Below are 25963 nucleotides of genomic sequence, written 5' to 3' on the forward strand. Positions count from 1 at the left end.
CTAATAATACGAGATAGGTGCATCTGACGGTTAGGGGAACGGCGGTTTTAACCGCACCTATCAGAACAAAACCTCAGCCTGCGTAGGCGAACTTGGCTCCAATAGCCGCAAATTCATTCGCCAGGTTCAGTCCCCTAAGCACTAGATATACCTACCTATACGAAGTCTACTGAAGCCGACAGAGAGAGCTTCAGTCCACTTGAGTGAACTTTGGAGGCTAGTTCACCATTGAGGCGCGGGCAGATGGAACGGGTGTATCCAGAATGTTGTGTAAAACCCTCTACTCTCTTACTCCCCCACTCCCTCACTCCCTCACTCCCTCACTCCCCTACTCCCTCACTCCCGACTCCCTGCAAAGGCAGGTTTCGCGATCGCCACCACTCCATAAACGCGAATCTGATGTCGTCTCAACGTCTGTGCAGCCGCATTAACCGTAGCTCCCGTAGTGTAGATATCATCGAGCAACAATACGGGAGTTTTAGAAGCGTAACGCCGAAACTCCTGACCCAACTGAAAAGCACCCGCCAAATTTTGCTGGCGAGCCGCCGCTGATAAGCCAAACTGAGCATCCGTTGCTCGTACCCGCTCTAATCCCTGTCGTCGCAGAGGCAATCCCGTCACTCCACAAAAGGTTTCGGCTAACAACTCTGCCTGATCAAACCCCCGCTTATGTCGCTTTGCCGCGTGCATCGGGATAGGAACCACTGTAACAGCCGTCTGACTCAGGGGCGAGGCTAACCAGGCATGGGCTAACCACCGTCCCATGGGTTGTGCCAGTTGGGGTTGGTTGTCGTATTTCAAGGTGGCGATCGCTCGCTTCAATGCCCCTCCATACTCCCCCCAGGCAAACACAGGTAATGGAGCGTGCCAACCTGCTCCCGGTTCAGATAGCTGGCAACGTTTTACCTGTCGCTCACAATCGAGACACAATTCCAAAGGGGTCGATCGCTGGCACGCCGGACAAACCGATTGCAAAAACATGCCAAGTAGAGGCTTCAAAGATTGAGTCCAACGTTGCATTGCCACCCTTTGTGATGAGAACAAACAAAAAAATTGATGCAGGACTAGCCGTGCTCAAAGGCTAGAACGGAGGGCAGAGGTAGATCCTATGTCCGAAAAACACTTCCATACCTCTATCGTTTTAAGCTTGGTGCATCGTGCTATACAGTGTAAAATGCCAAAATCGCTAACATCTGATGTAAAAAACAGCAGAGTGGGTAGAATGGCATTTAATAAATCTATAGTTCCACTTCAACTAATGGGACTTAACATAGTCTCTATATCCCTGTTGTTAGCGTTTCACGTAAAACCTGAATAGACACCTTCCACGAATCATCCTTGCTAACAGACATCTGATACTTTGCTCATGCCGCCAATTACTAAACAGAATCGCGATTTACCAACTATTAACGAACGAATTCGGTTTCCAAAAATCAGAGTTATTGATACAGACGGTGGTCAGCTTGGCATTTTGACACCGCGTGAAGCTTTGAGACTGGCTGAAGAGAAAGAGCTTGATCTAGTGCTGGTAAGCGATAAGGCAGACCCACCCGTCTGCCGCATCATGGATTATGGCAAGTTCAAGTTTGAGCAGGAAAAGAAAGCCCGTGAAGCCCGCAAAAAGCAGCACACCTCCGACGTTAAGGAAGTGAAGATGCGCTACAAAATCGAAGAGCACGATTATCGTGTTTGCATCAACCGGGCAGAAAAGTTTCTTAAAGATGGCGATAAAGTCAAAGCAACCATCATGTTTCGGGGTCGGGAGATTCAACACAGCGACCTGGCAGAAAGCTTGCTTCAACGCATGGCTACCGACCTGCAAGAACTCGCTGAGGTGCAACAGGCTCCAAAACGTGAAGGACGCAATATGATGATGTTGCTGTCGCCTAAAAAGTGATGCTCTAATGAGCACAAACAATGAGCAAGTTTAATCCCTGGAAAATTGCATTTTTCCTAATTGTTGCCGCAGGTTGCATCCCCTCAGGTCAGGTTTCAGGAGGAGTCTCTCCTACGCCTGAACCTGCCTCGCCTGCATCGATCGCCCCTGCTTCTCCCTCTGAGTCAACATCTCCCAGTGCATCCAACTCCCCGACTAAAACAGAGGGTACGGGTGGGGATATCGTGGCTCAAGCCGCAGATTGCACTAACCCGCAAACCCAGTTAGAGATTAACGAATGTGCGGCTAAGTCTGCTGAAGTAGCCGATGAGAAGTTAAACGAAGTCTATCAACAACTCAAAGCCACCCTATCCCCCAATCAAGAAAAACTGCTGACCGATGCCCAACTCGCCTGGATTGAGTTTCGGGATAAGAACTGTGAGTTTGCCAGAGGTAGATTTGAGGGGGGGTCGATCGCCCCTACAGTCTATAGCAGTTGCATTGAGCGTGTGACTCAACAGCGTACTGAAGAACTCCAGGGCTATGCCCAAGACCAGCTTTGATGAGGTCTGTTTGGTAGTCACAGCGAGGCGATTAATGCAGAGACGCGATTAGTGTAGAGCCGCGATTAATCGCGGCTCTACACTAATCGCGTCTCTACACTAGCTATCTGCCTTCAAAATACTCCCTAACGATCGCCACGATTCGCTCTGACGCATGACCATCGCCAAAGGGATTCACAGCCGTTGCCATGGTGTTGTAAGCGACAGGGTTACTTAACAATTCACCTGCCTCATTCAGAATGCGATCGGGTTGGGTGCCGATGAGTTTGGCGGTGCCTGCGGCGATCGCCTCAGGTCGTTCTGTCGTTTCGCGCAACACCAACACAGGTTTGCCCAGGCTGGGGGCTTCTTCTTGCAATCCGCCAGAGTCCGTCAGTAGCAGATAACAACGCTGCATCGCGCCGACCAACTCAGCATAGTCGAGCGGCTCGATGAGAAACGCTCTGGGATGACTGCCCAACAACGCTTGCAACGGTTCCCGTACGGTGGGGTTGCGGTGCAATGGCAATAACAGAGCCGTATCGGGGAACTTATCCAACACCTTGAGAAATCCCTGAGCAATGTCCTGTAACGGCTCACCCCAGTTTTCGCGCCGATGCACAGTTGCCAACAATACGCGATATTGGCTCCAGTCCAGATTGGGAATGGTGCAAGGGGGGTGCTGTGCTGCAACAGTCAGCAGAGCATCGATCACCGTGTTGCCCGTCTGGTAAATTTTGCCCACCACGCCCGATCGCTCCAGATTCTCAAACGCTAACTGAGTTGGCGCAAAGTTAAGTTGCGTGATTTGCGAGATCAGGCGACGGTTTGCCTCTTCGGGGTAGGGGTTAAACAGGTCGTCAGTGCGTAATCCTGCTTCGACATGCCCCACTGGAATGCGGTGATAAAAGGCGGCGATCGCCGCGGCAAAGGCGGTGGTCGTATCTCCCTGCACAATTACTAACCGGGGTTGGATCTGTTGAAACAACGCCTCTAGTCCCTGCAAACTGCGACAGGTAATATCGGTGAGGGTCTGCTTGTGCTGCATGATCGCCAGATCCTGATCAGCCGTTAACTCAAACAGATCCATCACCTGCTGCACCATCTCCCGATGTTGTCCCGTTAAAACAACGTGGGTTTCAAAGGCAGGATTTTGCTTAAACTGCCGAATTACGGGAGCCAGTTTAATCGCCTCGGGGCGCGTTCCGAGAATGATGCAGATGGGGAGTGGGGTTTGCATTGGAGGGAGGTGGGGAGTGGGGAGTGGGGAATGGGAATGGAGAGTGGGAAGTAGGGAGTGGGGTGCCGTCAGTTAGGGGATGGCGATGGTTCGCTGTTAGGTGATGCTTCATTTGCAGGAATGGCTTTCCATTCAGGGAAAGCACGATTAACCGCCGCATCAAAGTCAGTGGGCACCAGCACAACATTAAGGGATTCGGCAGGTTCAGTTGGAGGGTCGATCTGAGCATACAAGCGACTGCGATCGAAGTTATAGCCCCCGATGATGAGGCGATGGCTTTCCTGGTTGTCGAGTTTGAACTCGATTTCTGCCATCGGTTGATGGAAGCCAAAATCCTCTCGTTGGTCAGCAGGTGCAGTAAAGCCTTGATTTCCCTCACTCACGGCAAGCAGGTTCAGCAGATAGGCGATCGAAGCGGGGTTCGCGGGAACTGCATCCGGTTCCTTCATCTGCCAGGTGCCGCTGTCATCTTTGGCAAACGAGAGCGATCGCAACTGCGTTTTCAACGTCAATGAGGTGATCTGCTGTTCCTCAACAGCAAACAAATCTTGAGTTTCAGCATTGTCACTGTCCCGTGAGGGGGCACTATTCATCTGAGACAGATAGACCGCACCACCGAGAATGGCAGCCGTTACCACCAGGGCGATCGTCGTCGGTTTTAATTTCATCAGTCAACCTCCTAACGGCGTGCCCACCAGACAGCAATACCCATGCCAAAGCCTAGCAAAGGTAAGAACACCAGCGACAACAGCGCGAGCAAAATCTGCCGTTGGGGTTGCAGGAGAATGCGACGGTTCGTCATTTCTTTAGGGCGCACCGCCAAGACTTGATTGTTTTCTTGCTGGCTCACCCAACTCACCGAGTTCAAGAAAACGTCGGCGTTGAGTTGTTGATTAAACAACCCATCGGTGATGAAGCTGGAGTTACCAATCACCACCAGTCGCGCTTCACCAGGAATTTCATCCGGGGAAGCTGCGGGAGAAGGGCTTGGGGAAGGGGAAGCACCTGGGCTGGGGGATGCCTCCGGGCTGGGTGACGCATCAGGGGCATCGGTTTCAACCGGACGAGACAGGGCTGCGCCGATCAGCAATTGCCCTTCCGGATCTGTCTCAGGGTTAAACGCTAACTGTCCATTCTCATCAATGCTTTGTGCCTGAACGCGATCGCCTGTTGCCAGCAAGGGCACTGACTCAACCCCCTCAACGGGTTGCAGATCAATCGGACGGGCGATCGGGTAAAAGGAAATGCCATTCCCTAAATTTCGAGTGATGGGATGATCTCCATATTGAGTGATCAATGCCACCAATGCTTCGGGACCTGTTGCTTGGCGTGCTGGGTCAACGATCACTCGGTCAATCAGGGTAACGCCCCAATCCTCCAGTAACGCCGTCAGTTCAGGGTCAACGCTAGGGTCAATCAGCAACACCAGACCGCCGCGTCCTTCATTGAGATACTCCTCCAGCGCAGCCACTTCTTCCTCCAGGAGTGCTCGCTCTGGACCTGCCACCACAACAGCACTGGCATCCTCTGGCACGTCACCCTGCTCCGCCAGATTCAGCGGTTCAGTGACATAGCTCTCTTCCTGCAAGCGAGTACTGGCTTCTGTGATGCCTCCCTGGGGTGCTTCCAGAGGTCGCTCTCCATGTCCCTGCAAAAAGTAAACTTTGGCTTGGCGATCGCCCGTAATCTGAGCAATACCATTCGTCAATCGCCGCTCAGACAACCGCTCTTGATCGTTAACCACCTGCAACAAACGACGGCGATCGCCCTGTTCTAAATACACCTCACCGGGAGCACCGACTCCAAACTCTTGCGCTAACCCCGGTTGAGCATTGGGGTTGACATATTCATAGCTGAACTGGTCGTTTTGCCGACGATAGTTCTCCAGCAATTGTCGGTCTTGGGGATTTTCTGCCGGATCAAACACCCAGGCTTTCACAGGCTCCTCAAGTCGCTGCAACACTTCCTGGGATTGGGGTGCCAGCGTGAAGATCTGGTTTTCTGTCAGGTCGATGCGAGCAGAGTAACGCACAGCTAAAAAGTTGAGCAGCCCCAGAATAACCAGAACCGCCAGAGTTGCAACCAGCGCATTGGTGCTTGCCTGGGTCGATCGCCGCCCAAAGAAGCCCTGCACCGAACTCCCTTCTGAGATCAGCCATACCACAAGGATCGCAATGCCTACCAGCATCAACCCCAATGGCACAGCACCCCAACTGTTTGCCACGACTCCAGCCGTCAGCCCAATGATGATTAGCATTGGACCCACCCAGACCAGATATTTCAGATATTTCCGTTGCAAAACCGACATTCTCATGGCGTAGCCGTTTCGTGTAATAGCCCGTTAATGTTATACGCCTAAACGGAGTAGCCTCGCAAAAATTCGTTCGTCAGGCATCTTGAGATTTGAGTGCCTGATCAAGAATCGATCGCGCCTGTACCGCCTGGGTACGAGCTTCCCGATAGCGCAGGTTTAATTGGGCAAAGGTTTTCAAAACTTTGAGATTGTCACGTAGCTGGGTGAGTTCCTCGTCATCCACATCTTCGTCAGTGAACAGTGGGTCAATCTGGGCTCGGATCTTCATCGCCTCCGCCCGGGATGCCTGGACTTTTTGCTTCAAGGTTGTCAGATGGGTGATCACCTGCACTGCCTGGGTGACCGCTTCTTCGTCGTCAGTGACGGTAATCGTGGGTTCTTTCACCTCGATAAATTGATGAGGGCCAAACCCCTCCGACAAATCGGTCGGCAATTTTCCGGCTTCCATCAACTCGATTAACTGATCCATCGCCTTATCGCGGGCTTTGGAGGAGTCTTTGCCGGGAACGGTCAAGATAATTTCTGGGCTTTGAGCGAGGGTGTACTGAACCATATCCTTTCCAATACTTTTGTACTATTCTTTCCTAATCCTACGGGTCGAGTCACGATCCATCAACCCATTTGTTAAACAGCGATCGCCTCACAAGAAGCTCCGTCATGACATTACCGTGATCTACGACATTCTGGTTCAGTCGCAATGTCAGTTACACAATTCTGTCAAAAATCTCCTTACCATGAGACATATAGCAACTGTCGAGACAGTTAATGCAAGGGGGGTGTGGGGGCTGCGCCCCCAGCCAGGGGTTCCACCCCTGCACCCCGTCCTAACCAACCCTCGGTTGCTATATAAAATAGCGTGTAACTTGAATTACTCTGTGAAAAACATCCTGGTCATTGTCCACCAAGCTACCTCTGATCCGGGTTTGGTGGGTCAGTTGTTGCGATCGCACGGCTACACCCTCGACATTCGCTGTCCCAACCTGGGGCACGACCTGCCAACAACCATGAACCATCACGAAGCAGCAGTGGTGTTTGGTGGACCGATGAGTGCCAACGACAGCGAAACCTTACCCTTCATTCGCACCGAGTTGGACTGGATTGAAACCGCTTTGGAATCGGGCAAACCCTACCTCGGCATTTGCCTGGGGGCGCAATTGCTAGCCCGGGTCTTGGGAGCGACGGTATCTCCCCACCCCGAGGGTATGACTGAGATTGGCTATTTTCCAATTCAACCCACACCAGCAGGGCAACCCCTTTTCTCGACACCCATGCAGGTCTATCACTGGCATCGGGAGGGCTTTGAGCTACCCTCTGGCTCAGTGCTCCTGGCAACAGGCGATACCTTTGCAAATCAGGCATTTCGCTTTGGCAAGAATGCTTATGGGGTACAGTTTCACCCAGAAATGACTCACGAAATTATGGAACGGTGGCTCGAGAATGCTCCTGAATGCCTGATTCTACCGGGTGCCCAACCCCGCGACAAACACCTGCAAGGCTATCAGCTATATGCTGCCAATCTGCGACGCTGGTTAGAAAACTTTTTGCAGCATTGGCTTGAGATGGAGCAACAGCGTGATTACCCCGACGATGCACTGGTCGCCTGAGCCCTGAATGAGCCATTGGCTTTGTCCTAAGCTTTCTAACCAAAGCTATAAATACCCAGCGAATGGGTGCATCTAGTAATCGGGGGACTGAACCCGGCGAATGAATTCGCGGCGATTGGAGCGAAGCCTGCCTATGCGGACTGAGGTTTTGAACCGGCGTAGGCAGTTTTGTTCGGGTGGCTGCGGTTTCAACCGTCAAAATCCTCATACCAAGCCTGGGTTAAGGAAAGAAGGTTTTTGAGGCATAAGCTTAGAAAAAATAAGAATTTCAGATTGAAAAGTTTCTAAAACAACTTTTCGCCTCTTATCAACCTGTTATTCTTAATTTCATGGAACTGAACGAGATTGATTTCAAGGTGATTCAACACCTGATGACTCAGGGACGAATGACCTGGTCTGAACTGGCAAGCATTTTGGAGTTATCGGCTCCTGCAACTGCCGATCGCGTTCGTCGGTTAGAGGAACGCAACGTTATTCAGGGATATGCGGCTCTGGTGAACCCGGAGGCGATCGCGCTTCATCTGACGGCATTTATCGCCGTGACCTTAGAGCGTCCTGAACATCGAGATGCTTTTCTAGAACGGGTGCAAACCCTGGCAGAGATTCAAGAGTGTCATCACGTCACAGGTGAGGACGACTATCTCTTAAAGGTGCGGTGTCGTCATACCAAAGACCTGGAGCGGTTGATCAGTGAGCAGCTAAAGTCATTGCCCGGAATTCTCAAAACCCGTACGACGATCGCTCTGTCAACGGTGAAAGAGACTCCGGTATTGCCACTTTATAAGCGTGGGGAGTAGGGAATGGGGGATGAGGGGAGGGGTAAAGGAGTAAGGCAGTGAGGACGATTGGGGTAGGTTACAGAAAGTTAGGTCAAGACCCAATGGCTTTCCATCTCAAAAGAATACGCACGAAAGCCACCTGCACGACCACAAAAACTGACACAAAACTTTAGACAAAGCTCTCATACTTCTACCCTGACACTCCTTGAACCTTTTGCCCCTCTCCTCCCTACCGCCTCCACCGCCGCTCCCTTACACCCCTTTACCTCAATTTCTCTATAGGTAAGAATATGGACATTGCGTTATTTGGTCGAGGCTTGCTGGTGGGCTTAGCGATCGCTGCCCCAGTTGGACCGATTGGTGTGCTTTGCATTCAGCGCACTCTACAGTACGGTCAACGGATTGGATTAAGTACGGGTTTGGGAGCAGCCACAGCTGACGCTATATATGGTGTAATTGCCGGGTTTGGATTAACATTCATTTCTGGTATCCTGATTGGTCATGCGATCTGGTTTCGTTTCATCGGGGGAGCATTTCTGCTTTACCTCGGCATTATGACAATCCGATCTGCACCCGCTCATCAGGCGGCATCTAAAAAAGGATATGGGCTTTGGGGTGCTTACTTCTCAACTGTGGTGTTAACCATCACCAATCCAGCCACAATTTTATCGTTTGCGGCAGTATTTGCCGGGTTGGGGTTAGCCAGCACAGAAGGAGACTACTGGGCAGCGAGTATTTTAGTTTTGGGTGTGTTTAGCGGATCGGCGTTATGGTGGTTGCTGCTCACGGGTGGGATTAGTTTGTTTCGCAAAAGGTTTAAACTTGACGGTTTACAGTGGCTAAACAAAATCTCCGGCATAGTTTTGATTATTTTTGGTGTGGTTGCCATCACTTCTCTTCCACTATCACCTTTGGTGGAGCAGTAAAGGCAGCGATCGCCACGTTAGCTACTGTCACGTTAACGACTGTCCTGCTAGGGTTTGCTTTCACTCCCCTTTACACCCAGCCCGCTTACTCCCTTCCTTTGGGAAGCCCTCCCTATCTGGCTCAAAGCTCCGCTTCCGTTGAGCGACTGCGACAACAGCAACAACAAATCGAACAGCGGCGAAATCAAATCAATCGCGAACAAGACCGCCTGGAAAACCTGGAAGAGTCAGCCCAAGATCGACTGGAAGGCTTAGAGGACAACATTCAAACGACTGCCTCTCAGATTCGCGTCAATGAGAATGAACTGAAGCTTGCCAATGAACGCCTCCAAAAACTACAGGCTGAGTTAGCCGTTGCTGAGAAGACCTATCAAGAGCGGCAGTTTGCGACGGTAGCCCGCCTGCGGTTTCTGCAACGACAACAGAGTAGCCGGGGTTGGGCCGTGCTGCTCAGAAGCCAAAACCTCAACGATTTTCTCGATCGCCGCCGCCAATTAACCCTGGTCTACGCGGCAGATCGGACAATCTTGGCAGAACTTAAAGCCGAAGCGGACGATCTGAATCTTCGTCGCCGCACAATTGAGCGACAGAAAAATGAAATTGCTCTGATTACCCAGCAGTTGCAAGCCCAAAAGTCAGAATATGAGGCGCAGGCAGAAACGCAGGAAGCCTTGATTAATCGCCTCAAAGCCGATCGTCAGGCTCTCGAAGAGGCGGAAACCCAACTGGAAAAAGACTCTGCTAATATTACCGTCTTGATCCGACAGCGGATTGCTGCCGCTGCCCGCAATGGCATCGTGATTCGCGGAACTGGGCAATTTAGCATTCCCATCAACGGTCGGCTTACCAGCAACTTTGGCTATCGGGTTCACCCCATCCTGGGCTACCGCCGCTTTCATGCAGGGATTGACTTTGGTGCAGGCTACGGCACGGTGATTCGAGCCGCCGACTCCGGTACCGTCATCTTTGCCGGATGGTATGGCGGTTATGGCAGGTCAGTCATTATCGACCACGGCAACAACCTCACCACCCTCTATGCTCACGCCAGCGAACTCTACGTCTCAGAAGGGCAAGCCGTGCAACGAGGACAGGCGATCGCCGCTGTTGGCTCTACCGGACTCTCGACCGGACCTCACCTGCACTTTGAAGTGCGAGAAAACGGTACACCCGTCAATCCACTGAATTATCTGTAAGCCAGGGTAAATGGGGTAAGGGGGTACGACGCAATAAATCGAGCCTCTTCCCTTTTATCCTTCATCCTTCATCGTTTATCCTTTCTTCCTCCCCCACTCCCCTACTGCAAATCCTCAAAAATAACTCGATTCGCCACCTCCTCACTGGCAACTGTTTGTTGCTGATGCAGCGCGATTGCCCGATTTACCGCATTCATGCGCCGCTCCTGATCCTGCGTAATGCTGTGAATGTTATTGCCCAAACCCGGAGCACTCCACCGCCCAGAGTCGGGGTCAAGGTAAGAACGAGTGCGTGCCCACAAGACCGCATCAGATCCCGTTAGTCCCATATGGCGAGCCGTGTTGAGCCAGATGATATAGCCGCGATCGAGGGCTGCTGCTGGCGATTGGTTCGCCAGGTCAATGCCGTTTAGCTCCTCTTCGAGCGTCATCTCAAAGCCCTTTTCGGTTGCCTGATGTCGCAACTCTACTGCCTGTCGTTGTAATCGTCGCAGTTGCTTTTCGTCTGCTTCTTCCGGAGTCTTTGCCCCATGTTGATAAGAAAAGCTGCCGATATTCCACACGCCGTTGCCGGGGTCAACGTGTCCGTAATATGCCCAGGTGCGCCCACCATCGGGGGTGCGAGTGCCCTCCGCACTACCAACCGCTTTAGCCACCAGGGAATCAGAGCCTCCGTCAAACAGGCTAGAGGATGCATTAGCTGGAGTCGGTTGGGGCGACGCTGCTGATATCGGTGCAGGTCTTAAAGCAGTCGCAACCGGAGCAGGTTTAGCCGAGCCAGGTTCAACCGAGGTTGATTCAGCCGAGGCAAGTTCAGTCGAGATGGCAACCGTGGGTAACTCGAAACTGACCTCTAGGGGATGTTCCTCCACAGAATCATCACCTGTTACGGCATGATTACCCGTTACGGAATCACCACCAGCCAGTGCTGAGTCTGCTGGCAAAGCATCCGGAAGAGTCGGTTGGGATGCGATCGCCGATAACTCTTGATCTGGAACAGTACGGGTGGAAGAGTTACTTTCGGGCAGGTCAAATTCTAGTAGCCCCTCATCCGCTTGAGCAACTTGAGGAGATCCCAACACAACAGCCGCTACAGCGGCAATCCACGCAAACCGTTTCATACTCGTCTTCTCGTTACCTGATTTAGTTCAAACTCTCAACTCCCCACTGCCTATTCCCCTGAGGCTCGCTCTAAGGTGCGTTCCAGCATTGAAATAGAGGGTTCGACCATTGCCCAACGCCCACTGGGCTGTTTGCGGAGTGTGGCAAATTCGAGCGTCTGGGCGATCGCCACTTGATCCCCTTGCTGAACATTGCCCAATCGCGGGTTTTGCAAACCACACCAGCGAAACAGATAGGCGGGCAACTCTGGGCTGGAGTAAAACACACAATCCGCGTTATGGCTGGCAGGTCGCACGCGACCATCGTAGGGGGCGTACACCGGATCACCCGCCACCTCAACCGAAATATCTCCCAACCCTCCTCGAATGCGCCGACCCGCCACCTGATCACCGGGTTGCAGCACCCACTGTTGCTCTAGCTGTATGGTCATCTCTGGTACGGAGGGAGTGGTTGTGCAGCCGAGTAACAACAGCAACGGACAGAGCGCAAGTCGCGATGCCAGGAAATTTTCTCTCTGGGGCGATCGCCCCCTCAGCCATGGACGTTGATTTAGTCGGGTTAGTCGGGGCATTTGCGTCACCATGATGGAGTCTGGCATCCACCAGAAGGTCAACATCTTGATAGTACATTAGTACTATATTTTCGACAACCCAAATTGACGTTACAGCAATTCTCATTTGTGTATGCCACACCAACCGTTCATATTGCCCAAATCTACAGGCATTCGCTGTGTGGCACTCCTCTGAAAACCGCTGTAATCCGAGTGGGGGAACCACACAGACGAAAGCGGGTGCATCTGACGGTTAGGGGAGTAGCGGTTAAACCCGCAGCGACCAGAACAAAACCTCAGTCCGCGTCGGCGGACTTCGATCGGATAGCCGCGAATTCATTCGCCGGGTTCAGTCCCCCAATCTTTATCCTCCACCCACTACCCTGTCCTACTCGGCATTAGGGGGAATGACAGGTGTTGGTGTTATCCAATTCAAATCAACCGCCTGTTCACACACCACTTGAGTCGCTGTTGCCGCCGGAATCACGGTTGGGGCTTGTCCGGGAGCCGTTGTCGTGACTCGGTTAGGGCGTTCTGTGATGGAACATACCTTTTGAGCGTAATAGCCATCCGGTCGAGAACTGGGTCCAAGCCAGAAAGCTCTTAGCGTCAGAGCGTAGCCAGGATTGCCCGCTGACACTTCCCCTTCCAAATTCCACAGACGATCTTCCTCCGCCCTGGGAATTCGCCGTCTGACCTCTTCCTCCAAACGAGGAATTTCGATATCAGTTTCAAACAGCCAACGCTCAACTTCTCCCCACGGGGCGGGTTCAAGACGCTCTCGCAAAGCGGTTTCCGCTAAATTAAGAAACATCACGCCTCGTGAGTTTTGAGTCGATGAGGCAACCTTGACGACAAACGCACTACGAGTGAATTCATCTGCCATCAAACTGGGATATTCCTGGAGCCAGTTTTGAAGCAGAAAAAAGAACTGTATCCAGCAACTTAAAATCGCACTAAAAAACAACAGCAACACAATTTCCTGGCGATCGACCGCAAACTTTTTGCCATCAATCGTAGGATTAACGACCTCTAACCCTTTCTTCAAAAATTTAGGAATGGTCGCTATCAAGGCTGAAACAATCGGCCAACTGATCGCAGCTAACGAAACATCACTCCATCCGTAAAACAAAAAGCTACAGGCTAATGCTCCTGCGATCCAGGGGCCCGGATAAACATCAATGCCTAAAATGTTTTGTTTGACTCCGGCTAAAACCCAATCAATTCCAATCGTTAAAAATAGCCAACCAAACCAGGATAAAAAGTCTCGAACAAATTCACTATCAACCAACAAAGACATCAACCAGGAAAACAGACTCAACAGAATAAACGTCTGCCCTGAAAAGGGTTTGACTTCTTTGAGGTATTTAGTAATAAAGTCAATGACTTCTTTCACTGAATTTCTAGATCTAGACTGCCTTGCGTGACTAATCGAATGATCAAAATTAAAGAAACCGCACTATAGCTTAAGGCATTGGCGGCTAAAATAGCGTTGCCTAATCCTGGAGAAATCATACTTCTAGAAGTGCGCCGATTTGCTCCAAATTTAGTTGATTTAGCTTTTTGAGCATCAGTTTCAGGAGGTTTGATATCCCCCAGAAAAAATTGCAAATAGGTCAATCCAAATAACTTGACAAAAAAACTGACAAAAAAAGTCACTGGAGCTGACAACATCACCCAAAGAATAAATCCTTGTTGCCAGTGGTCAAAAAAAATGCAATCGATGAGTTGTAGTTTAAGACCAGGAGGAATCAGCGGTTGAATAATCAGAAATAACAACCAACCAACCGTCGTAGACAAAAAATTAATCGATGTGGCGTAATGAACACTTCGCTTTTGGGTGAGGCTAAGACGATAGCGCAAAACATATGCTTCAATGGCGATCGCCATTAACAGCAACAAGCTTTGAAACACTATCATCTTTAACGGCAGAACCGAGACAAACATGAGACGAGTTTGATATCAACAAGGCAACCGTCACGCCTGATTTAAAGCTACTGCATTGCTGAAGGGATTCCCAAGCCGCCATAATGGATACAAGCTCTATCGGTAGCATTGACCATCCTAATTAGGGATTGACAACACTACTAATAGCGGTAATCTTTTGTAGGCGATGGCTTTCCTCAAGATCAACGCTGACCTCAATTACGCAACGTTTATTCATCATCTTAGAGCCATGACACGAACCGGAGTCGGTATTCGCACAGCCCAAACCCGCAGCGATCGCCTGATTGGTCAAATTCATGTGTATGACGGTGCCGGAAAAGGCAAGTCACAGGCAGCGTTGGGGGTCGTCTTGCGATCGATTGGGTTGGGCATTCGCACCTCCTGGCAAACGCGAGTGTTACTGTTGCGATTTCTCAAGGGACCGGGGCGCACCTACGACGAAGATGCTGCGATTGAAGCTCTACAACGTGGGTTTCCGCACCTGATCGACCAGGTGCGTACAGGCAGAGCCGAATATTTCGGCACAGAGGACATCACTCGCTTCGATCGCCTGGAAGCCCAACGGGGATGGGATGTGGCAAAGGGGGCGATCGCTTCTGGGTTATATTCGGTCGTGGTGCTCGATGAGATCAATCCCGTACTCGATCTGGGTTTGTTGTCGGTTGAGGATGTGATCAAAACCCTCAAAAATAAACCTGAAGACTTGGAAATCATCGCCACCGGACGGGGCGCACCCCAACCCCTGCTTGACATTGCCGACCTGCACTCTGAGATGAAGGCGCACCATCACGCCAATGCGGCTCTGCATGGCATAGACGGCATTGAGATCTACACTGGGTCGGGTAAAGGCAAATCCACCAGTGCGTTGGGCAAAGCGTTGCAAGCGATCGGCAAAGGCATCAGCCAGGACAAATCTCATCGAGTGCTGATCATGCAGTGGCTCAAAGGTGGCTCAGGCTACACCGAAGATGCAGCGATCGCCGCATTGCATCAGAGTTACCCCAATCTGGTTGACCATCAACGTTGTGGACGAGACGCGATTGTCTGGCGCGGACAACAACAGGAACTCGATTACGTTGAGGCAGAACGCGGTTGGGAAATCGCACGAGCGGCGATCGCCTCTGGGCTTTACAAAACCATCATTTTGGACGAACTCAATCCCACAGTTGATCTAGAGCTATTGCCCCAGGAACCGATCATCCAGGCACTCCTCCGCAAACCTCGCGACACCGAGGTCATCATCACCGGACGCTGCAAAAACCCGCCCGCTTACTTTGACCTGGCAAGCGTTCACTCCGAAGTCTTCTGCCACAAACACTACGCCGAGAAAGGCGTTGATTTGAAGCGAGGTGTCGATTTTTAATAGGTGCAGGACTTACGCCGTTAGATCCCCAAAACCTCTTAGAAAAAGGGCTTCCGGAATTCTTCCCTTTTAAGCTACTGCGTACACAGATCTCTAAATTAGGCTCAGGGTTGTTTCAAGCATGTGAGAGCCAGGCATTGGGGGAGTCTCCCCCAAACCCCCATTGGGGGACGCCACTGCCTCCCCCAAACCCCCTAGCAGAAGGTGTTTGAGTTAACCAAAGGACGCGCTTCGCATCGATTCCAAGTTCGGGTGCTCCTGTCTTGGCAAGCCCCTTAACAAAGGCTCAAAGTCTCCTGAAGCTAGGGAATTTAGAGGTCTGAGAGGGCTGACGTATACACGGTAGCCCTTGTTTAAGGGGGTAAGGGGGGATCAAAGTTTTAGGCTTCAAGTGCGTAAGTCCTAATCTTCAGTCCTCAATCCTCAGTCCTCAATCCTCAGTCCTAGTCCTCAGTCCTCAGCACTTTGCTATAGCTGCGGTTTCAACCGCCAAACTCCTGATGCCGAAAGGTTGCTCAGGGGAGTGCATCTTTAGTTCGATACAGCAGGTAGGCTCCTCGCAGATACCACACCCGCAATGCGGGCAGGGGAAACGCCTTGAGGGGTTGCCTCACCACCGCACAGAGATCTTGAGGTTGAGTTTGACCCGCTACAATCTGGGCGATCGCCTGACCACTCCAGGTCCCCGTTGCAACACCATTGCCGTGATAGGCAAGGGCATAGAATACGCTTGCATCCTCTGACAGGTTACCGATATGGGGAACCAGGGCAGCAGAGAGGCACACTAACCCATTCCAGTAGTGAGTAATTTCAATGTCCTTCCAGGCGGGAAACATCTCGCCTAAGCGACGGGTCATCCAGCGACGACGGCGATCGCGCTCAGCCCCATCGCCCACTGTTCCGCCCCGACTGCCAAACAAAAACCGTCCATCCTTTAACAGACGGTAATAAAACAGCAGGTTACGGGTGTCATAGACGGGGGTTTCGGTACGCCATCCCTGCGCCTCCAGTTCTGTCTGGGTCAGCGGACGAGTCGTGATGATGTTTGACATGGCAGGTAAGAAGCGATCGCGAAATCCCCGATGCAACTCATCCCGCGTATAGCCATTCGTGGCAACAATGACCCGCTTCGCTTTTACGGTTCCCTTTGGAGTGTGTAGCAGGTGCCATTCCCCTGATTTTTCCCAGGTCGTCACTGGGCTATGAGAAAACAGCCTTGCTCCGTGCCGCTGAGCCGCTTGAGCCAGTCCCACGGTGTATTTCATCGGATTCAAACCAAACCCCACCCCAACATGCAAAGCACCGTATGCCTCCGGGCTACGAAAACCTACCTCCGCTACATCCTTTGGTGACCAGAGTTGACAGTCATATCCTGCCACCTCGGTCAAAAACTCATGCTCTGTTTCCAGTTCTGCCCACCGAGACGGGGTGTGAGCCGAGACGATTTCACCATCACCCTGAGCGTCAATCTCAATCCCTTCAGCGATCGCCAACTGCCGCACCAGATACGTCGCCTCTCGCTGGTCTTGAAAATAGCGACGGGTTTCCTCCCGCCCAAACTGCTTGAGCAACTCCTCGTTAGACAACCGAGTTGAGCCAATGCAACAAAAGCCACCGTTGCGCCCAGAAGCACCCCAGGCGATCGCCCCGGCTTCTAAAACACAGGCGTGAATCTGGTGATCGCGAGCCAGGTGGAGTGCAGCAGAAAGCCCCGTAATGCCACCGCCAATAATAGCAACGTCGCAGGTGTTGTCTTGTTGCAGGGGTGAAGCGTGCCTCTGGGAGGGATCGACCGTCGTCTCCCAATAACTTTGAACTGGATGAGAGCGATCGTAAACCAATGAATTGTAGAGAGTCGTCATGCTATCAAAAGCGCGTTCCCATATCCTATAGCAACCGTCGAGACAGTTGAACAAGGGAGTATGGGGGCGCAGCCTCTAGTGCACATTCAGGAAACCTTTTCTGCGAGCTTCCCTCAACCCTCATCCCCCAACCCCTCCTCCCCACGTGGGAGAAGGGAAGTCAAAGTGGCTTGAAGTCCCTGGTAGTGTTTCAGATCTGTTGCTACTAACCCCCGGCTGTCGCCGTCCCCCTTACCAAGGGGGACTACAGGGGGTCTTACAGAGGTTATCAACAGGTTTGGAACACCAGCGAAGTGGAGTTACTGATTGAGTGTCACCTCGTCCCTTAACAGCGGCAACCGTACAGTAAACGTGGCTCCCTGATCTTCACCAGGACTTTGTGCATCCACTGTTCCCCCGTGCAGTTCCACCAGATGGCGTACGATCGCCAACCCTAATCCCAAGCCACCAAACCGCCGCGTCGTTCTGCCATCTTCTTGTCGAAAGGACTCAAACACATGGGGCAAAAAGTCAGGATCAATTCCCTTGCCGGTGTCACTGACGGTAATTTGAGCGTAAGTCGGCGAGTCAGAAGCAACGCGATTCATCGTGTCTGTTCGAAGTTGGTTTTCCCCTGCTCCCGTCTGCCATTCCCCCGGTTCTATCCCTTCCCCGGTATCTATCCGCTCTAGACAAACCTCAATCTGCCCCCCTTCTGAGGTGAACTTGATCGCATTGCTGAGTAAATTCCACACAACTTGCTGAAGTCGGGCAGCGTCTCCCATAACTTGAAATTTTGGTTTGTCGCTTTGGGGCGCGCTCAAAGCATCATGACCACGCAGAAACTGCAAATCGATTGACTTAACTTCCGCCGATAGCCGCACCGTTTCTAAAGCAGCCTCAACGATGAATGTCAAATTTACAGGAGCCATATTCAGACTCAATTTGCCCTTCAAAATCCGAGAGACATCGAGCAAATCTTCAATTAACTGAGTTTGCAGTTTGGCATTACGTTCAATGGTTTCCAGAGCAAACGCTGTCTTTTGCACATCTACCTTGCCATGGCGAAGCAAACTCGCCCATCCCAGAATGGGGTTGAGCGGCGTTCGCAACTCATGGGATAACACCGCCAAAAACTCATCCTTAATGCGATTTGCAGCTTCTGCTTCCACTTTTGCGGCTTCCACTCGCATCAAATTTTCAGCCCGCTCTTGCTCCCGTTGTGACAATAAGTTAGCCGCAAACTCCAGGGATTGCCCCAGGAGCACAACTTCCTTAATAGAGAGCGGGCTGACCTGAGGATGTTCGCCATTTGCCAATGCTTTCGCAGCTAACGCTGCCGAAGTAATACTGCGCGAAATTTGCCACGAGAGCAAAAACGCCCCAACACCACTCACCAAAAGCAGAATTAAACCTGACCCGACCACAAGCCACATTGCTCGCCGAGAGGGCTCTTGAACGACATCCACTGGCACGGTGACGGCCACTGTCCATGGTGAGCTACCCACTCGGCTAAAGGCAACATAGACCTGCCTCCCTTCCAGGGTGGTATCTCGATAAACCCCCTCCGTTGCCTCACTAATTTGCTTTAAGAAAGACGGTGTTCCCCGCTGTCCTACAAAGCGTTCAGGGTTACGGGTGCGGGCAACAACAATCCCTTTGCCATCAACGACGGTGCGTGTCCATTCCCCATCAATAGAGGTTTGTTCTCTAACAATTTGGGCGATCGCCTCTTGTGCAATGACTGCTGTGAGAATATATTGCAGTTTGCCATCTTGCAGCACTGGAATGCGAACCGGGACAGCCAATCGCAACTCCCGACTGCCGCGAGCAAGATTACCCACCATCGGTTGTTGCGTCTCAACAACACGCTGCAAACTGTCTGGTTCCACCACCGGAAACAACTGCCGACCAAAAGGCTGTCGCGTATTTAACAGTTGTTGACCAGTCGGTGTCAGCAAGATCACAGACATCCAGGTGGCTTGAGTTTGCACTACCTGTCGTGCCTCGTTATGAAAATTCGGAAGGTCATTTTGTTCCAACCGATCTGACGCTGCCAAGGCTTGAAGGGCTCGATTGGTCGCAGAAAACTCACTTTCGACCGTTTCTGCCAGATTGCGAGCAGCTAACAAAATGCGTCGCTCTGAAGCCGCTTGTTGTTGATTTGACAATTGATAGACGACTGCAATGGCAAACAACACCACTGGAAGCAAAGCCCCCGCCACCAGCAAAACCAGATACCACCTCAGGGACAGTGCTCCACGAGCAGAAGCAGATGAACGAGAGGCAACTCTGGTTAAAGCGAGTCGCTTAGCAAGCGGGTTTAAAACACGAGTGGTGGACTTTTCTTCCGCCATTTAATTCTCATACTTGGCTAAGAGATGTTGTGAGAAAAAGCTACGCTTAATCCTCGGTAAAACAATCGGGTTATTTTGCACTCCTGTTTTTACAACTCTTTACACCTGCGGTTATTAACTTGGAGTTTGGGATAGGGGTTTTGGCGGTTGAAACCGCAACTACAGGAGCAAACCTAACCTGCGTCCGTTCGGCAAACCCTTCGTGTTCGGGAGCCTGTACAGGGCGTTTGGCGAAGCGCAGTCGAGCTTAGCTCCGGTAGCCGCGAATCGATTCGCCAGGTGTTTAACTCGAATGGACGTTTATTACTGGGGGGGCACCAACGTCACTGGCTGCGATCACCATACTAAACTAATGCGAAACTAATGCGAATTTGAGTCAATTACAGCTCAAGAATTATCGATTTACAGCAGTTTTCACAACCATCAGGTATGGAGGGGTGTGGGGGCGGTGCCCCTACGCAGGGGTGGAACCCCTGCACCCCGTACCTTATCAACATGAACAGTGCTGTAGGATTTCAAAAATCAAGTGCTTTTACTCCTTGCCACACAAAAACCATCCTTAAGCAATACCTCTACTTCCCACTTCTGAACGATGAGCAGGCGGGCGATCTTCGCGATCTTAGCTACAGAAGGATTATGTCTCATCGCAGAGTTACGCTCCGCAGGGAATTACGTGAGTTTTTAGTATTAAAGAGGGAAAATCATGCTTCATTGGTCAGCTGGGGTAACGCTCAAAACCTGGCACCTGTGGATAGCTCAGGTTCCGGTCGATCCGGCGATTACGACTCCTGAAGAGGCATCGTTGGTTTTTTCAGGACCACAGTTTTTCATAACGTTAGTTTCAGGGTTATTGTTGGCGTTTGCCATTCAACTGCTATTGACCAACCTGTCAGTCGCAGCGGGCATCTCTTATTTGGGTCGCTCGTCTGATGATGACGATCGCGATCACAGCAAATCAGACAGTAGTGGGGGAGTTGGCTCTACCATTCGCAAAATCGGTTTTGGGGTCGGTTTGTGGACTCTTATCACCGTCAGCATTGCCCTGTTTGTGGCGTGCTATCTGGCAGTGCAGTTGAGCCTGTTAGAGAGCGCAGGTCTGGGGGCGATCGTCGGTCTGGTGATCTGGGCAGCTTACTTTTCACTATTGGTGTGGGTTAGCTCTACCACCGTTGGCTCGTTGATTGGTTCGATTGTCAACAGTGCCACCAGTGGGTTTCAGGCGATCGTTGGTACAGCCGCAGCAGCCCTGGGTGCCAAAACGGTGAATCAACAGGTGGTCGCTACTGCCGAGGCTGCCGCCGCCGCTGTTCGACGCGAACTGGGAACAGGAATCGACCCTGTAAGCATTCGTGAGAATATCGAAGATTACATTGATCGGTTGCGTCCGGCTGAGTTTGATTACTCCAGCGTTCGCAATGAGTTTGAGCGGTTGTTAAATACCCCGGAAGCCAAGGCATTAGCAGGCAGCGATCGCGCCCGTGATGTCAATCGTCAAACCTTCATCGACCTGATCAGCAGCCGATCTGACCTGTCAAAGCGGGAAGTCAATCGGTTAGCCGATGAGCTAGAGAGCGTGTGGCGACGGAGTGTAAACGATCAACAGCCCGATCGCATGACGGAATTGCTCGATCAACTGCGTTCGGCCCAGCCCGGTCAACTCAGAACCGATGAGATCGTCGCCAAGCTAGACGAGTTGATTGAAGAAACGCGGCGATCGCACCAAACCACCCAAGACACCGCCAAGAAAGCCCCCACTGGGTTGCAGCAGATGATGCCTACCAGCCTTGCACCGCTCGTAGGCATGGTCATGGGTCGCACCGACCTCTCTGACTTAAGTGTTGAAAAGATTCTGGGTCAGCTCAAGTCGGCGCAAAGCAGAGTGGGCGAAGTCACTAACCAGATTCGTGCTAACACATCGAATGAGCCGTTTAACACGGTCAAGGCGGATGTGGAGAACTACCTGATGCACGTTTATGTCTGGCAGATGAGTCCAGAGACAGTCGAGATGGAGTTTCGCAACATCCTCTATGATCCGGCTGCCGATCCGGGTATAGTGCGTCATCAAATTGAGCAAATCCGTCACTCTGATTTTGTTAACATCCTCAACTCTCGCGGATTGCTGACTCAAAACCAGATTCAAGAGAAAGCCGATCAGCTTGAGCGCATCCGGTTGGATGTGTTGACCACCGTTCGCGCCGCTGAAGAACGGGAGATCGCCGCTGACCTGCATCAGCGCATCGAAACCTACCTGACCTTTACGCCGCGTGAGCAGTTGTTAACGACCCAGGAGAACGAACGTGCCTTCAGAGCCATTCTGGAGACAGCAGAAGCAGATTACGACATTATAAACACTCGGTTGCTGCCCTACGATCGCTCTCGCTTTGCCCAAGTCCTGTTCCAGCGTCAAGACCTCAGCCCTGCGGAAGCAGAAGCCCTGGCGCAACAGTTTCAGGATATTCGCGATCGCGTAGTAGCCGATTCTCGCACGCGCACTGAGCAAGCGCAGCAACAGGTGCAAGCCGCGCAACAACGGGTGGAAAACTACCTGCGCAACACTGGCAGAGATGAACTCAACCCAGAGGGCATCAAGCGGGAATTGCAGATTCTGTTTAACGATCCACAGTTGGGGTTGAGTCTGTTGCAAAATCGAGCATCCCGGTTCGATCGCGATACATTGGTGCAGTTGCTCAGCCAGCGACAGGATGTCACCCCAGAGGATGCCAACCACATCCTCGATCAGGTGGAATCCAACTGGTACAACCTGACCCACGCTCCGCAACTGCTGTCGGGTAAAGCGAAGGAACAGTACGACCAGACCACTCAAACCCTGGCTCAATACCTCCGCAACACCAACCGCGAAGAGCTTGATCCCGAAGGCATCCAACAGGATATCAAGCGGTTGTTTGAGAACCCCAAAGAAGGAGCACTGGCTCTGCGCGATCGCCTCTCTCGGGTAGACCGGGAAACCCTGGTGCAACTGCTCAGCCAGCGTCAAGACCTGAGCGAAGACCAGGTAAACCAAACCATCGATCAGGTGCAAGAAGCGATTCGCAGTATCACTCGTGCTCCAAAGCGGTTAGCCCTGCGGACTCAACAACGGGCTCTCAACTTTGAGTCCAGCATTGAAGAGTATCTGCGGAATACAGGTAAAGAGGAACTCAGCCCAGAAGGCATCAAGCGCGATCTGCAATTGCTGTTGCAAGACCCCCGCTTAGGTGCCAGCAGTCTGGGCGATCGCCTCTCCCGCTTTGACCGCAACACCGTCATTGCGCTGCTGTCTCAACGCAAAGACATGACCCCCGAAGAGGCAGAACGGATCGTGTCAAACATCGAATCCGTGCGTAACCAGATGCTGGATCAGATCCGTAGCATTCAGTACCGCATTCAATCGGTCATTGACAGCATCTTTGCTCGCATTCGCAGCTACCTCAACTCGCTCAACCGTCCTGAGTTGAACTACGACGACATCAAACGCGATGTTCGTACGCTGTTTAACGACCCTCAAGCGGGCTTTGATGCACTGCGCGATCGCCTCAGCCATTTCGATCGCGGCACCCTGGTTGCGTTGATGAGTTCCCGTGAGGACATCTCAGAAGCCGACGCTAACCGCATCATCGACCAGGTTGAGTCAGCCCGAAACAGTGTCTTGCGTCGGGCAGAACGCCTGCAACAAGAGACACAGCGTTACATGGAGGAAGTCAAGCGGCAAGCCCAGAAGCAAGCTGAGGAAACCCGCAAAGCGGCTGCCTCTGCTGCCTGGTGGTTGTTTGCAACGGCGTTTGTGTCGGCAACCACCTCTGCCATCGCTGGGGCGATCGCTGTTCGATAACCCCTGATTTCCCCATTAAAATCCTCTCCAGGTCAACCTCCCACATTGGGAGGTTTTTTTATGAACTGCGTCTCCCACCCTTCTCCCCATTTACCCTCGCCATACTCCAACTGGACAAATCTGATTCATTCCATCGGACAGGACAACCGCAGGAGGTGACACACCCTTTTGCCAGCCTACCTTAGAGAAGCTCAAGCAAATCGCTTGATGCGCGATTAACTCAACATCAGCGCAGCACACGAAGGTAATTCTGGTATGGCAAACTTAACGGATCTCTCTATTGTTAACGCTAATAACTTTTTAGGAATTGGGGATTTATTTGGCGGTCTGAGAGGCGACCTCAAGGACGTTTTTGACGATGACGTTGATGACACAATCGACGAAATTTACGATGACATCGACAACACCCGCAATGGCACTCGCCGAGATGATGACCTGACTGGCGATAGCCGCAACAACCGCTTCAATGGCAGACGGGGCGATGATCGCATCGATGGCTTGGGTGGCAACGATATTCTGGCGGGCGATCGCGGCAATGACACCCTGACCGGGGGCGATGGTAACGACATCATCGCAGGCGAACGGGGTAACGATCGCCTCTTTGGTGACAAGGGCAACGACATCCTCTATGGCGGCAGTGGTGACGACACCATCTATGGCGGCAAAGGGGCTGACTCCATTGCCGGTGGCAGTGGTGAAAACGTGCTTTATGGGGGCAAAGGTCGCGACATTTTCTTCTTGAGTGATGGCGATGGCGAAGACACCATTCAGGACTTCAACAATCTGCAAGACAAGTTCGCATTGCGCGGCAGCTTAGACTTTAGCGATCTCACCATCAAGCAAGATGGAGACGACGTGTTAATTCAAGATGGTAACGATGTGTTGGCAACTGTACTCAATACTCGTACCTCTCAAATCACCTCATCCACATTCGTTTGAGCGGGTATAGCCGTAGCCACATTTGATGGGGCGGAGGCGAGTCAGAAAGCCTCCCCAGCATCAGGGTTTGAGCCATTGCCGTTGCCTTAAGCTTTCTGACCAAAGCTATATTCAAAATAGCGAAGTCCTCGCCTCTGTGCGTGTTGGCTGATACCAACTTGAATTGAAACCGCGACATCCTGTATGGGGTTTGGCAATGCCAAGCCCCTTCGAGGTTTGACGAACTTAAGGGTTATCGGGGACTCAATATTCGATGATTTAGTCCGCAATCCCTAATTCCCTACATCCCACACCCTATTGCCTCAGTCCCTCTTATTTCTGCAATTCCTATCCCGCGATCCCTCAAGCGGTTCACTCTAATGGCAGAATATGTGGAATAGTTTCTCTATGAAAATGTATTTCTTGCTACAAAACCTCTCTTCTTGACGGTGATAGAACGGGTCATGCTGGTGTGAGGAATTAACCATACGTAAGGAGTGCTGAAATAAATGAAGAAGGTTGAGGCGATTATTCGTCCCTTTAAACTTGATGAAGTTAAAATTGCCCTGGTCAACGCTGGCATCGTCGGTATGACCGTGTCCGAAGTCCGTGGATTTGGACGGCAAAAGGGGCAGACTGAGCGTTATCGTGGCTCAGAATACACGGTTGAGTTTTTACAAAAATTGAAAGTTGAGATCGTAGTAGAAGATGATCAGGTCGATATGGTGGTCGAAAAGGTCATTGCTGCCGCTCGAACTGGAGAAATCGGCGATGGGAAAATTTTTATTACCCCTGTCGAAAAGATCATCCGGATTCGGACTGGCGAAGTCAATTTAGAAGCGATCTAGCCCACCAGATCCCCGAATTCTTAAAGATCCCCAAATTCTTTAGGAATGCGGGGATCTCGCTAACTTTAAGCCGATAAGAGAGCTTTGAGTTGAGGCATCAGGCTAATAAACGCTCGTCCCCGGTGGCTGATCTCATGTTTCATCTCAGGGGGCATCTCAGCAAACGTCATTCGCTGCTCAGGAACGTAAAAAACGGGATCGTATCCAAACCCACCTGTCCCGCGAGGGGCATGTAGAATCTCTCCCGGACACACTCCCTCGGATTGCAGCGCGATCGCCCCATCTGGACGAGCGATCGCCACGACACAAACAAACTGGGCTTGTCGGTCGAGTTCATTGCCGAGTTCTGACAGCAACCGCTCGATCCGTTCCGTATCAGTACGCCCATAACGGGATGAAAAGATCCCTGGTGCACCGTCTAACGCATCTACCATCAACCCCGAATCGTCTGCGATCGCCCATTCTCCGGTGGCGCGTGCCACTTCAGACGCTTTCAAAGCAGCATTCTCAGCAAACGTATCTCCTGTTTCGTCGATCTCCAAATCCTTGGGTTTAAGCACCAACTCCACATCGAGATCGGTCAGGTAAGCCTGCATCTCTTGCAATTTACCGGGATTTCCAGTGGCAACGATCAGACGAGACATAAGGAGGAAAGGATAAAGGATGAAAATGAAAGGATAAAAAAAGAAGACGAAGGCTAGAGGATCAGAGAAA

Annotated in this window: 23 protein-coding genes; 10 read left to right on the forward strand and 13 right to left on the reverse strand. The window is 51.7% G+C overall.

The features are described from left to right. Window positions 1-336 precede the first annotated feature (336 nt). Window positions 337-1020: a ComF family protein gene (locus tag H6G89_RS03025; RefSeq protein ID WP_190503779.1), complete on the reverse strand. Its 684-nt coding sequence runs from the start codon at window positions 1018-1020 to the stop codon at window positions 337-339. 346 nt (window positions 1021-1366) lie between these two features. Between H6G89_RS03025 and infC the strand changes: the two genes are divergently transcribed. Both infC and H6G89_RS03035 read left to right on the forward strand, forming a co-directional pair. Next, window positions 1367-1897 (forward strand): translation initiation factor IF-3, encoded by a 531-nt coding sequence (gene infC / locus H6G89_RS03030; protein WP_190503780.1) that lies wholly within the window; start codon window positions 1367-1369, stop codon window positions 1895-1897. Between the two features lie 20 nt (window positions 1898-1917). Continuing rightward, window positions 1918-2439 carry a lysozyme inhibitor LprI family protein gene (locus tag H6G89_RS03035; RefSeq protein WP_190503781.1) on the forward strand — a complete coding sequence of 174 codons (522 nt, stop codon included), beginning with the start codon at window positions 1918-1920 and terminating at the stop codon, window positions 2437-2439. A gap of 103 nt (window positions 2440-2542) precedes the next feature. Here H6G89_RS03035 and wecB read toward each other — a convergent pair whose 3' ends face one another. From wecB to H6G89_RS03055, 4 genes are all read right to left on the reverse strand, one after another. Continuing rightward, window positions 2543-3658, reverse strand: a complete 1116-nt coding sequence (gene wecB, locus H6G89_RS03040; protein WP_190503782.1) for a non-hydrolyzing UDP-N-acetylglucosamine 2-epimerase — start codon at window positions 3656-3658, stop codon at window positions 2543-2545. Between the two features lie 68 nt (window positions 3659-3726). Next, window positions 3727-4326: a DUF4340 domain-containing protein gene (locus H6G89_RS03045; protein WP_190503783.1), complete on the reverse strand. Its 600-nt coding sequence runs from the start codon at window positions 4324-4326 to the stop codon at window positions 3727-3729. An 11-nt stretch (window positions 4327-4337) separates the two neighbouring features. After that, on the reverse strand, window positions 4338-5972 hold the full coding sequence (locus H6G89_RS03050; protein WP_199336478.1) for a GldG family protein: 1635 nt from the start codon (window positions 5970-5972) through the stop codon (window positions 4338-4340). 73 nt (window positions 5973-6045) lie between these two features. Further along, on the reverse strand, window positions 6046-6525 hold the full coding sequence (locus H6G89_RS03055; RefSeq protein WP_190503784.1) for a hypothetical protein: 480 nt from the start codon (window positions 6523-6525) through the stop codon (window positions 6046-6048). A gap of 322 nt (window positions 6526-6847) precedes the next feature. Between H6G89_RS03055 and H6G89_RS03060 the strand changes: the two genes are divergently transcribed. The 4 genes from H6G89_RS03060 to H6G89_RS03075 all read left to right on the forward strand — a co-directional run bounded on the left by H6G89_RS03060 (window position 6848) and on the right by H6G89_RS03075 (window position 10474). Next, window positions 6848-7576, forward strand: a complete 729-nt coding sequence (locus tag H6G89_RS03060; protein WP_309229540.1) for a glutamine amidotransferase — start codon at window positions 6848-6850, stop codon at window positions 7574-7576. Window positions 7577-7905: 329 nt separating this feature from the next. Further along, window positions 7906-8373, forward strand: a complete 468-nt coding sequence (locus H6G89_RS03065) for an Lrp/AsnC family transcriptional regulator (protein WP_190503786.1) — start codon at window positions 7906-7908, stop codon at window positions 8371-8373. Between the two features lie 272 nt (window positions 8374-8645). Further along, window positions 8646-9281: a LysE/ArgO family amino acid transporter gene (locus H6G89_RS03070; RefSeq protein ID WP_190503787.1), complete on the forward strand. Its 636-nt coding sequence runs from the start codon at window positions 8646-8648 to the stop codon at window positions 9279-9281. Next, window positions 9191-10474, forward strand: coding sequence for a murein hydrolase activator EnvC family protein (locus H6G89_RS03075; RefSeq protein WP_309229541.1), 1284 nt, complete (start codon window positions 9191-9193; stop codon window positions 10472-10474). The genes H6G89_RS03070 and H6G89_RS03075 overlap by 91 nt, the downstream gene beginning before the upstream one ends. 101 nt (window positions 10475-10575) lie before the next feature. On the opposite strand, the gene H6G89_RS03080 is transcribed toward H6G89_RS03075, so the two are convergent. The 4 genes from H6G89_RS03080 to fraC form a co-directional block, all read right to left on the reverse strand. After that, on the reverse strand, window positions 10576-11595 hold the full coding sequence (locus H6G89_RS03080; protein WP_190503788.1) for a hypothetical protein: 1020 nt from the start codon (window positions 11593-11595) through the stop codon (window positions 10576-10578). A 50-nt stretch (window positions 11596-11645) separates the two neighbouring features. Then, window positions 11646-12212, reverse strand: coding sequence for a hypothetical protein (locus tag H6G89_RS03085; protein ID WP_199336480.1), 567 nt, complete (start codon window positions 12210-12212; stop codon window positions 11646-11648). Between the two features lie 322 nt (window positions 12213-12534). Further along, window positions 12535-13542 carry a DUF5357 family protein gene (locus tag H6G89_RS03090; protein WP_190503789.1) on the reverse strand — a complete coding sequence of 336 codons (1008 nt, stop codon included), beginning with the start codon at window positions 13540-13542 and terminating at the stop codon, window positions 12535-12537. Then, a complete protein-coding gene (gene fraC / locus H6G89_RS03095; RefSeq protein WP_190503790.1) occupies window positions 13539-14093 on the reverse strand; it encodes a filament integrity protein FraC in 555 nt (184 codons plus the stop codon). The genes H6G89_RS03090 and fraC overlap by 4 nt, the downstream gene beginning before the upstream one ends. A 166-nt stretch (window positions 14094-14259) precedes the next feature. Between fraC and H6G89_RS03100 the strand changes: the two genes are divergently transcribed. Then, a complete protein-coding gene (locus tag H6G89_RS03100) occupies window positions 14260-15456 on the forward strand; it encodes a cob(I)yrinic acid a,c-diamide adenosyltransferase (protein WP_339384480.1) in 1197 nt (398 codons plus the stop codon). 515 nt (window positions 15457-15971) lie between these two features. Here H6G89_RS03100 and H6G89_RS03105 read toward each other — a convergent pair. Beyond that, on the reverse strand, window positions 15972-17318 hold the full coding sequence (locus tag H6G89_RS03105; RefSeq protein WP_190503791.1) for an NAD(P)/FAD-dependent oxidoreductase: 1347 nt from the start codon (window positions 17316-17318) through the stop codon (window positions 15972-15974). 299 nt (window positions 17319-17617) lie between these two features. Further along, window positions 17618-19654, reverse strand: coding sequence for a sensor histidine kinase (locus H6G89_RS36575; protein ID WP_190503792.1), 2037 nt, complete (start codon window positions 19652-19654; stop codon window positions 17618-17620). Window positions 19655-20357: 703 nt separating this feature from the next. Here H6G89_RS36575 and H6G89_RS03115 point away from each other — a divergent pair. Continuing rightward, window positions 20358-23483, forward strand: coding sequence for an MFS transporter (locus H6G89_RS03115; RefSeq protein WP_190503793.1), 3126 nt, complete (start codon window positions 20358-20360; stop codon window positions 23481-23483). Window positions 23484-23738: 255 nt separating this feature from the next. After that, window positions 23739-24422 carry a calcium-binding protein gene (locus H6G89_RS03120; protein WP_190503794.1) on the forward strand — a complete coding sequence of 228 codons (684 nt, stop codon included), beginning with the start codon at window positions 23739-23741 and terminating at the stop codon, window positions 24420-24422. Here the strand turns inward: H6G89_RS03120 and H6G89_RS35530 are convergent. Further along, window positions 24400-24525, reverse strand: a complete 126-nt coding sequence (locus tag H6G89_RS35530) for a hypothetical protein (protein ID WP_255519343.1) — start codon at window positions 24523-24525, stop codon at window positions 24400-24402. The two genes, H6G89_RS03120 and H6G89_RS35530, sit on opposite strands and share 23 nt — an antisense overlap. 385 nt (window positions 24526-24910) lie before the next feature. Between H6G89_RS35530 and H6G89_RS03125 the strand changes: the two genes are divergently transcribed. Next, window positions 24911-25249 carry a P-II family nitrogen regulator gene (locus tag H6G89_RS03125; RefSeq protein WP_190503795.1) on the forward strand — a complete coding sequence of 113 codons (339 nt, stop codon included), beginning with the start codon at window positions 24911-24913 and terminating at the stop codon, window positions 25247-25249. A gap of 65 nt (window positions 25250-25314) precedes the next feature. On the opposite strand, the gene rdgB is transcribed toward H6G89_RS03125, so the two are convergent. Beyond that, a complete protein-coding gene (gene rdgB / locus H6G89_RS03130; RefSeq protein ID WP_190503796.1) occupies window positions 25315-25893 on the reverse strand; it encodes an RdgB/HAM1 family non-canonical purine NTP pyrophosphatase in 579 nt (192 codons plus the stop codon). Window positions 25894-25963: the final 70 nt, after the last annotated feature.

It is taken from the genome of Oscillatoria sp. FACHB-1407 (assembly GCF_014697545.1).
Classification (GTDB): Bacteria; Cyanobacteriota; Cyanobacteriia; order Elainellales; family Elainellaceae; genus FACHB-1407.

What these genes read in the sequence shown, in the direction of transcription:
- H6G89_RS03025 (WP_190503779.1), bottom strand. Translation starts at nt 1,020, where the DNA reads ATGCAACGTTGGACTCAATCTTTGAAGCCTCTACTTGGCATGTTTTTG.
- infC (WP_190503780.1), top strand. Translation starts at nt 1,367, where the DNA reads ATGCCGCCAATTACTAAACAGAATCGCGATTTACCAACTATTAACGAA.
- H6G89_RS03035 (WP_190503781.1), top strand. Translation starts at nt 1,918, where the DNA reads ATGAGCAAGTTTAATCCCTGGAAAATTGCATTTTTCCTAATTGTTGCC.
- wecB (WP_190503782.1), bottom strand. Translation starts at nt 3,658, where the DNA reads ATGCAAACCCCACTCCCCATCTGCATCATTCTCGGAACGCGCCCCGAG.
- H6G89_RS03045 (WP_190503783.1), bottom strand. Translation starts at nt 4,326, where the DNA reads ATGAAATTAAAACCGACGACGATCGCCCTGGTGGTAACGGCTGCCATT.
- H6G89_RS03050 (WP_199336478.1), bottom strand. Translation starts at nt 5,972, where the DNA reads ATGAGAATGTCGGTTTTGCAACGGAAATATCTGAAATATCTGGTCTGG.
- H6G89_RS03055 (WP_190503784.1), bottom strand. Translation starts at nt 6,525, where the DNA reads ATGGTTCAGTACACCCTCGCTCAAAGCCCAGAAATTATCTTGACCGTT.
- H6G89_RS03065 (WP_190503786.1), top strand. Translation starts at nt 7,906, where the DNA reads ATGGAACTGAACGAGATTGATTTCAAGGTGATTCAACACCTGATGACT.
- H6G89_RS03070 (WP_190503787.1), top strand. Translation starts at nt 8,646, where the DNA reads ATGGACATTGCGTTATTTGGTCGAGGCTTGCTGGTGGGCTTAGCGATC.
- H6G89_RS03080 (WP_190503788.1), bottom strand. Translation starts at nt 11,595, where the DNA reads ATGAAACGGTTTGCGTGGATTGCCGCTGTAGCGGCTGTTGTGTTGGGA.
- H6G89_RS03085 (WP_199336480.1), bottom strand. Translation starts at nt 12,212, where the DNA reads ATGTTGACCTTCTGGTGGATGCCAGACTCCATCATGGTGACGCAAATG.
- fraC (WP_190503790.1), bottom strand. Translation starts at nt 14,093, where the DNA reads ATGTTTGTCTCGGTTCTGCCGTTAAAGATGATAGTGTTTCAAAGCTTG.
- H6G89_RS03100 (WP_339384480.1), top strand. Translation starts at nt 14,260, where the DNA reads ATGGCTTTCCTCAAGATCAACGCTGACCTCAATTACGCAACGTTTATT.
- H6G89_RS03105 (WP_190503791.1), bottom strand. Translation starts at nt 17,318, where the DNA reads ATGACGACTCTCTACAATTCATTGGTTTACGATCGCTCTCATCCAGTT.
- H6G89_RS36575 (WP_190503792.1), bottom strand. Translation starts at nt 19,654, where the DNA reads ATGGCGGAAGAAAAGTCCACCACTCGTGTTTTAAACCCGCTTGCTAAG.
- H6G89_RS03115 (WP_190503793.1), top strand. Translation starts at nt 20,358, where the DNA reads ATGCTTCATTGGTCAGCTGGGGTAACGCTCAAAACCTGGCACCTGTGG.
- H6G89_RS03120 (WP_190503794.1), top strand. Translation starts at nt 23,739, where the DNA reads ATGGCAAACTTAACGGATCTCTCTATTGTTAACGCTAATAACTTTTTA.
- H6G89_RS03125 (WP_190503795.1), top strand. Translation starts at nt 24,911, where the DNA reads ATGAAGAAGGTTGAGGCGATTATTCGTCCCTTTAAACTTGATGAAGTT.
- rdgB (WP_190503796.1), bottom strand. Translation starts at nt 25,893, where the DNA reads ATGTCTCGTCTGATCGTTGCCACTGGAAATCCCGGTAAATTGCAAGAG.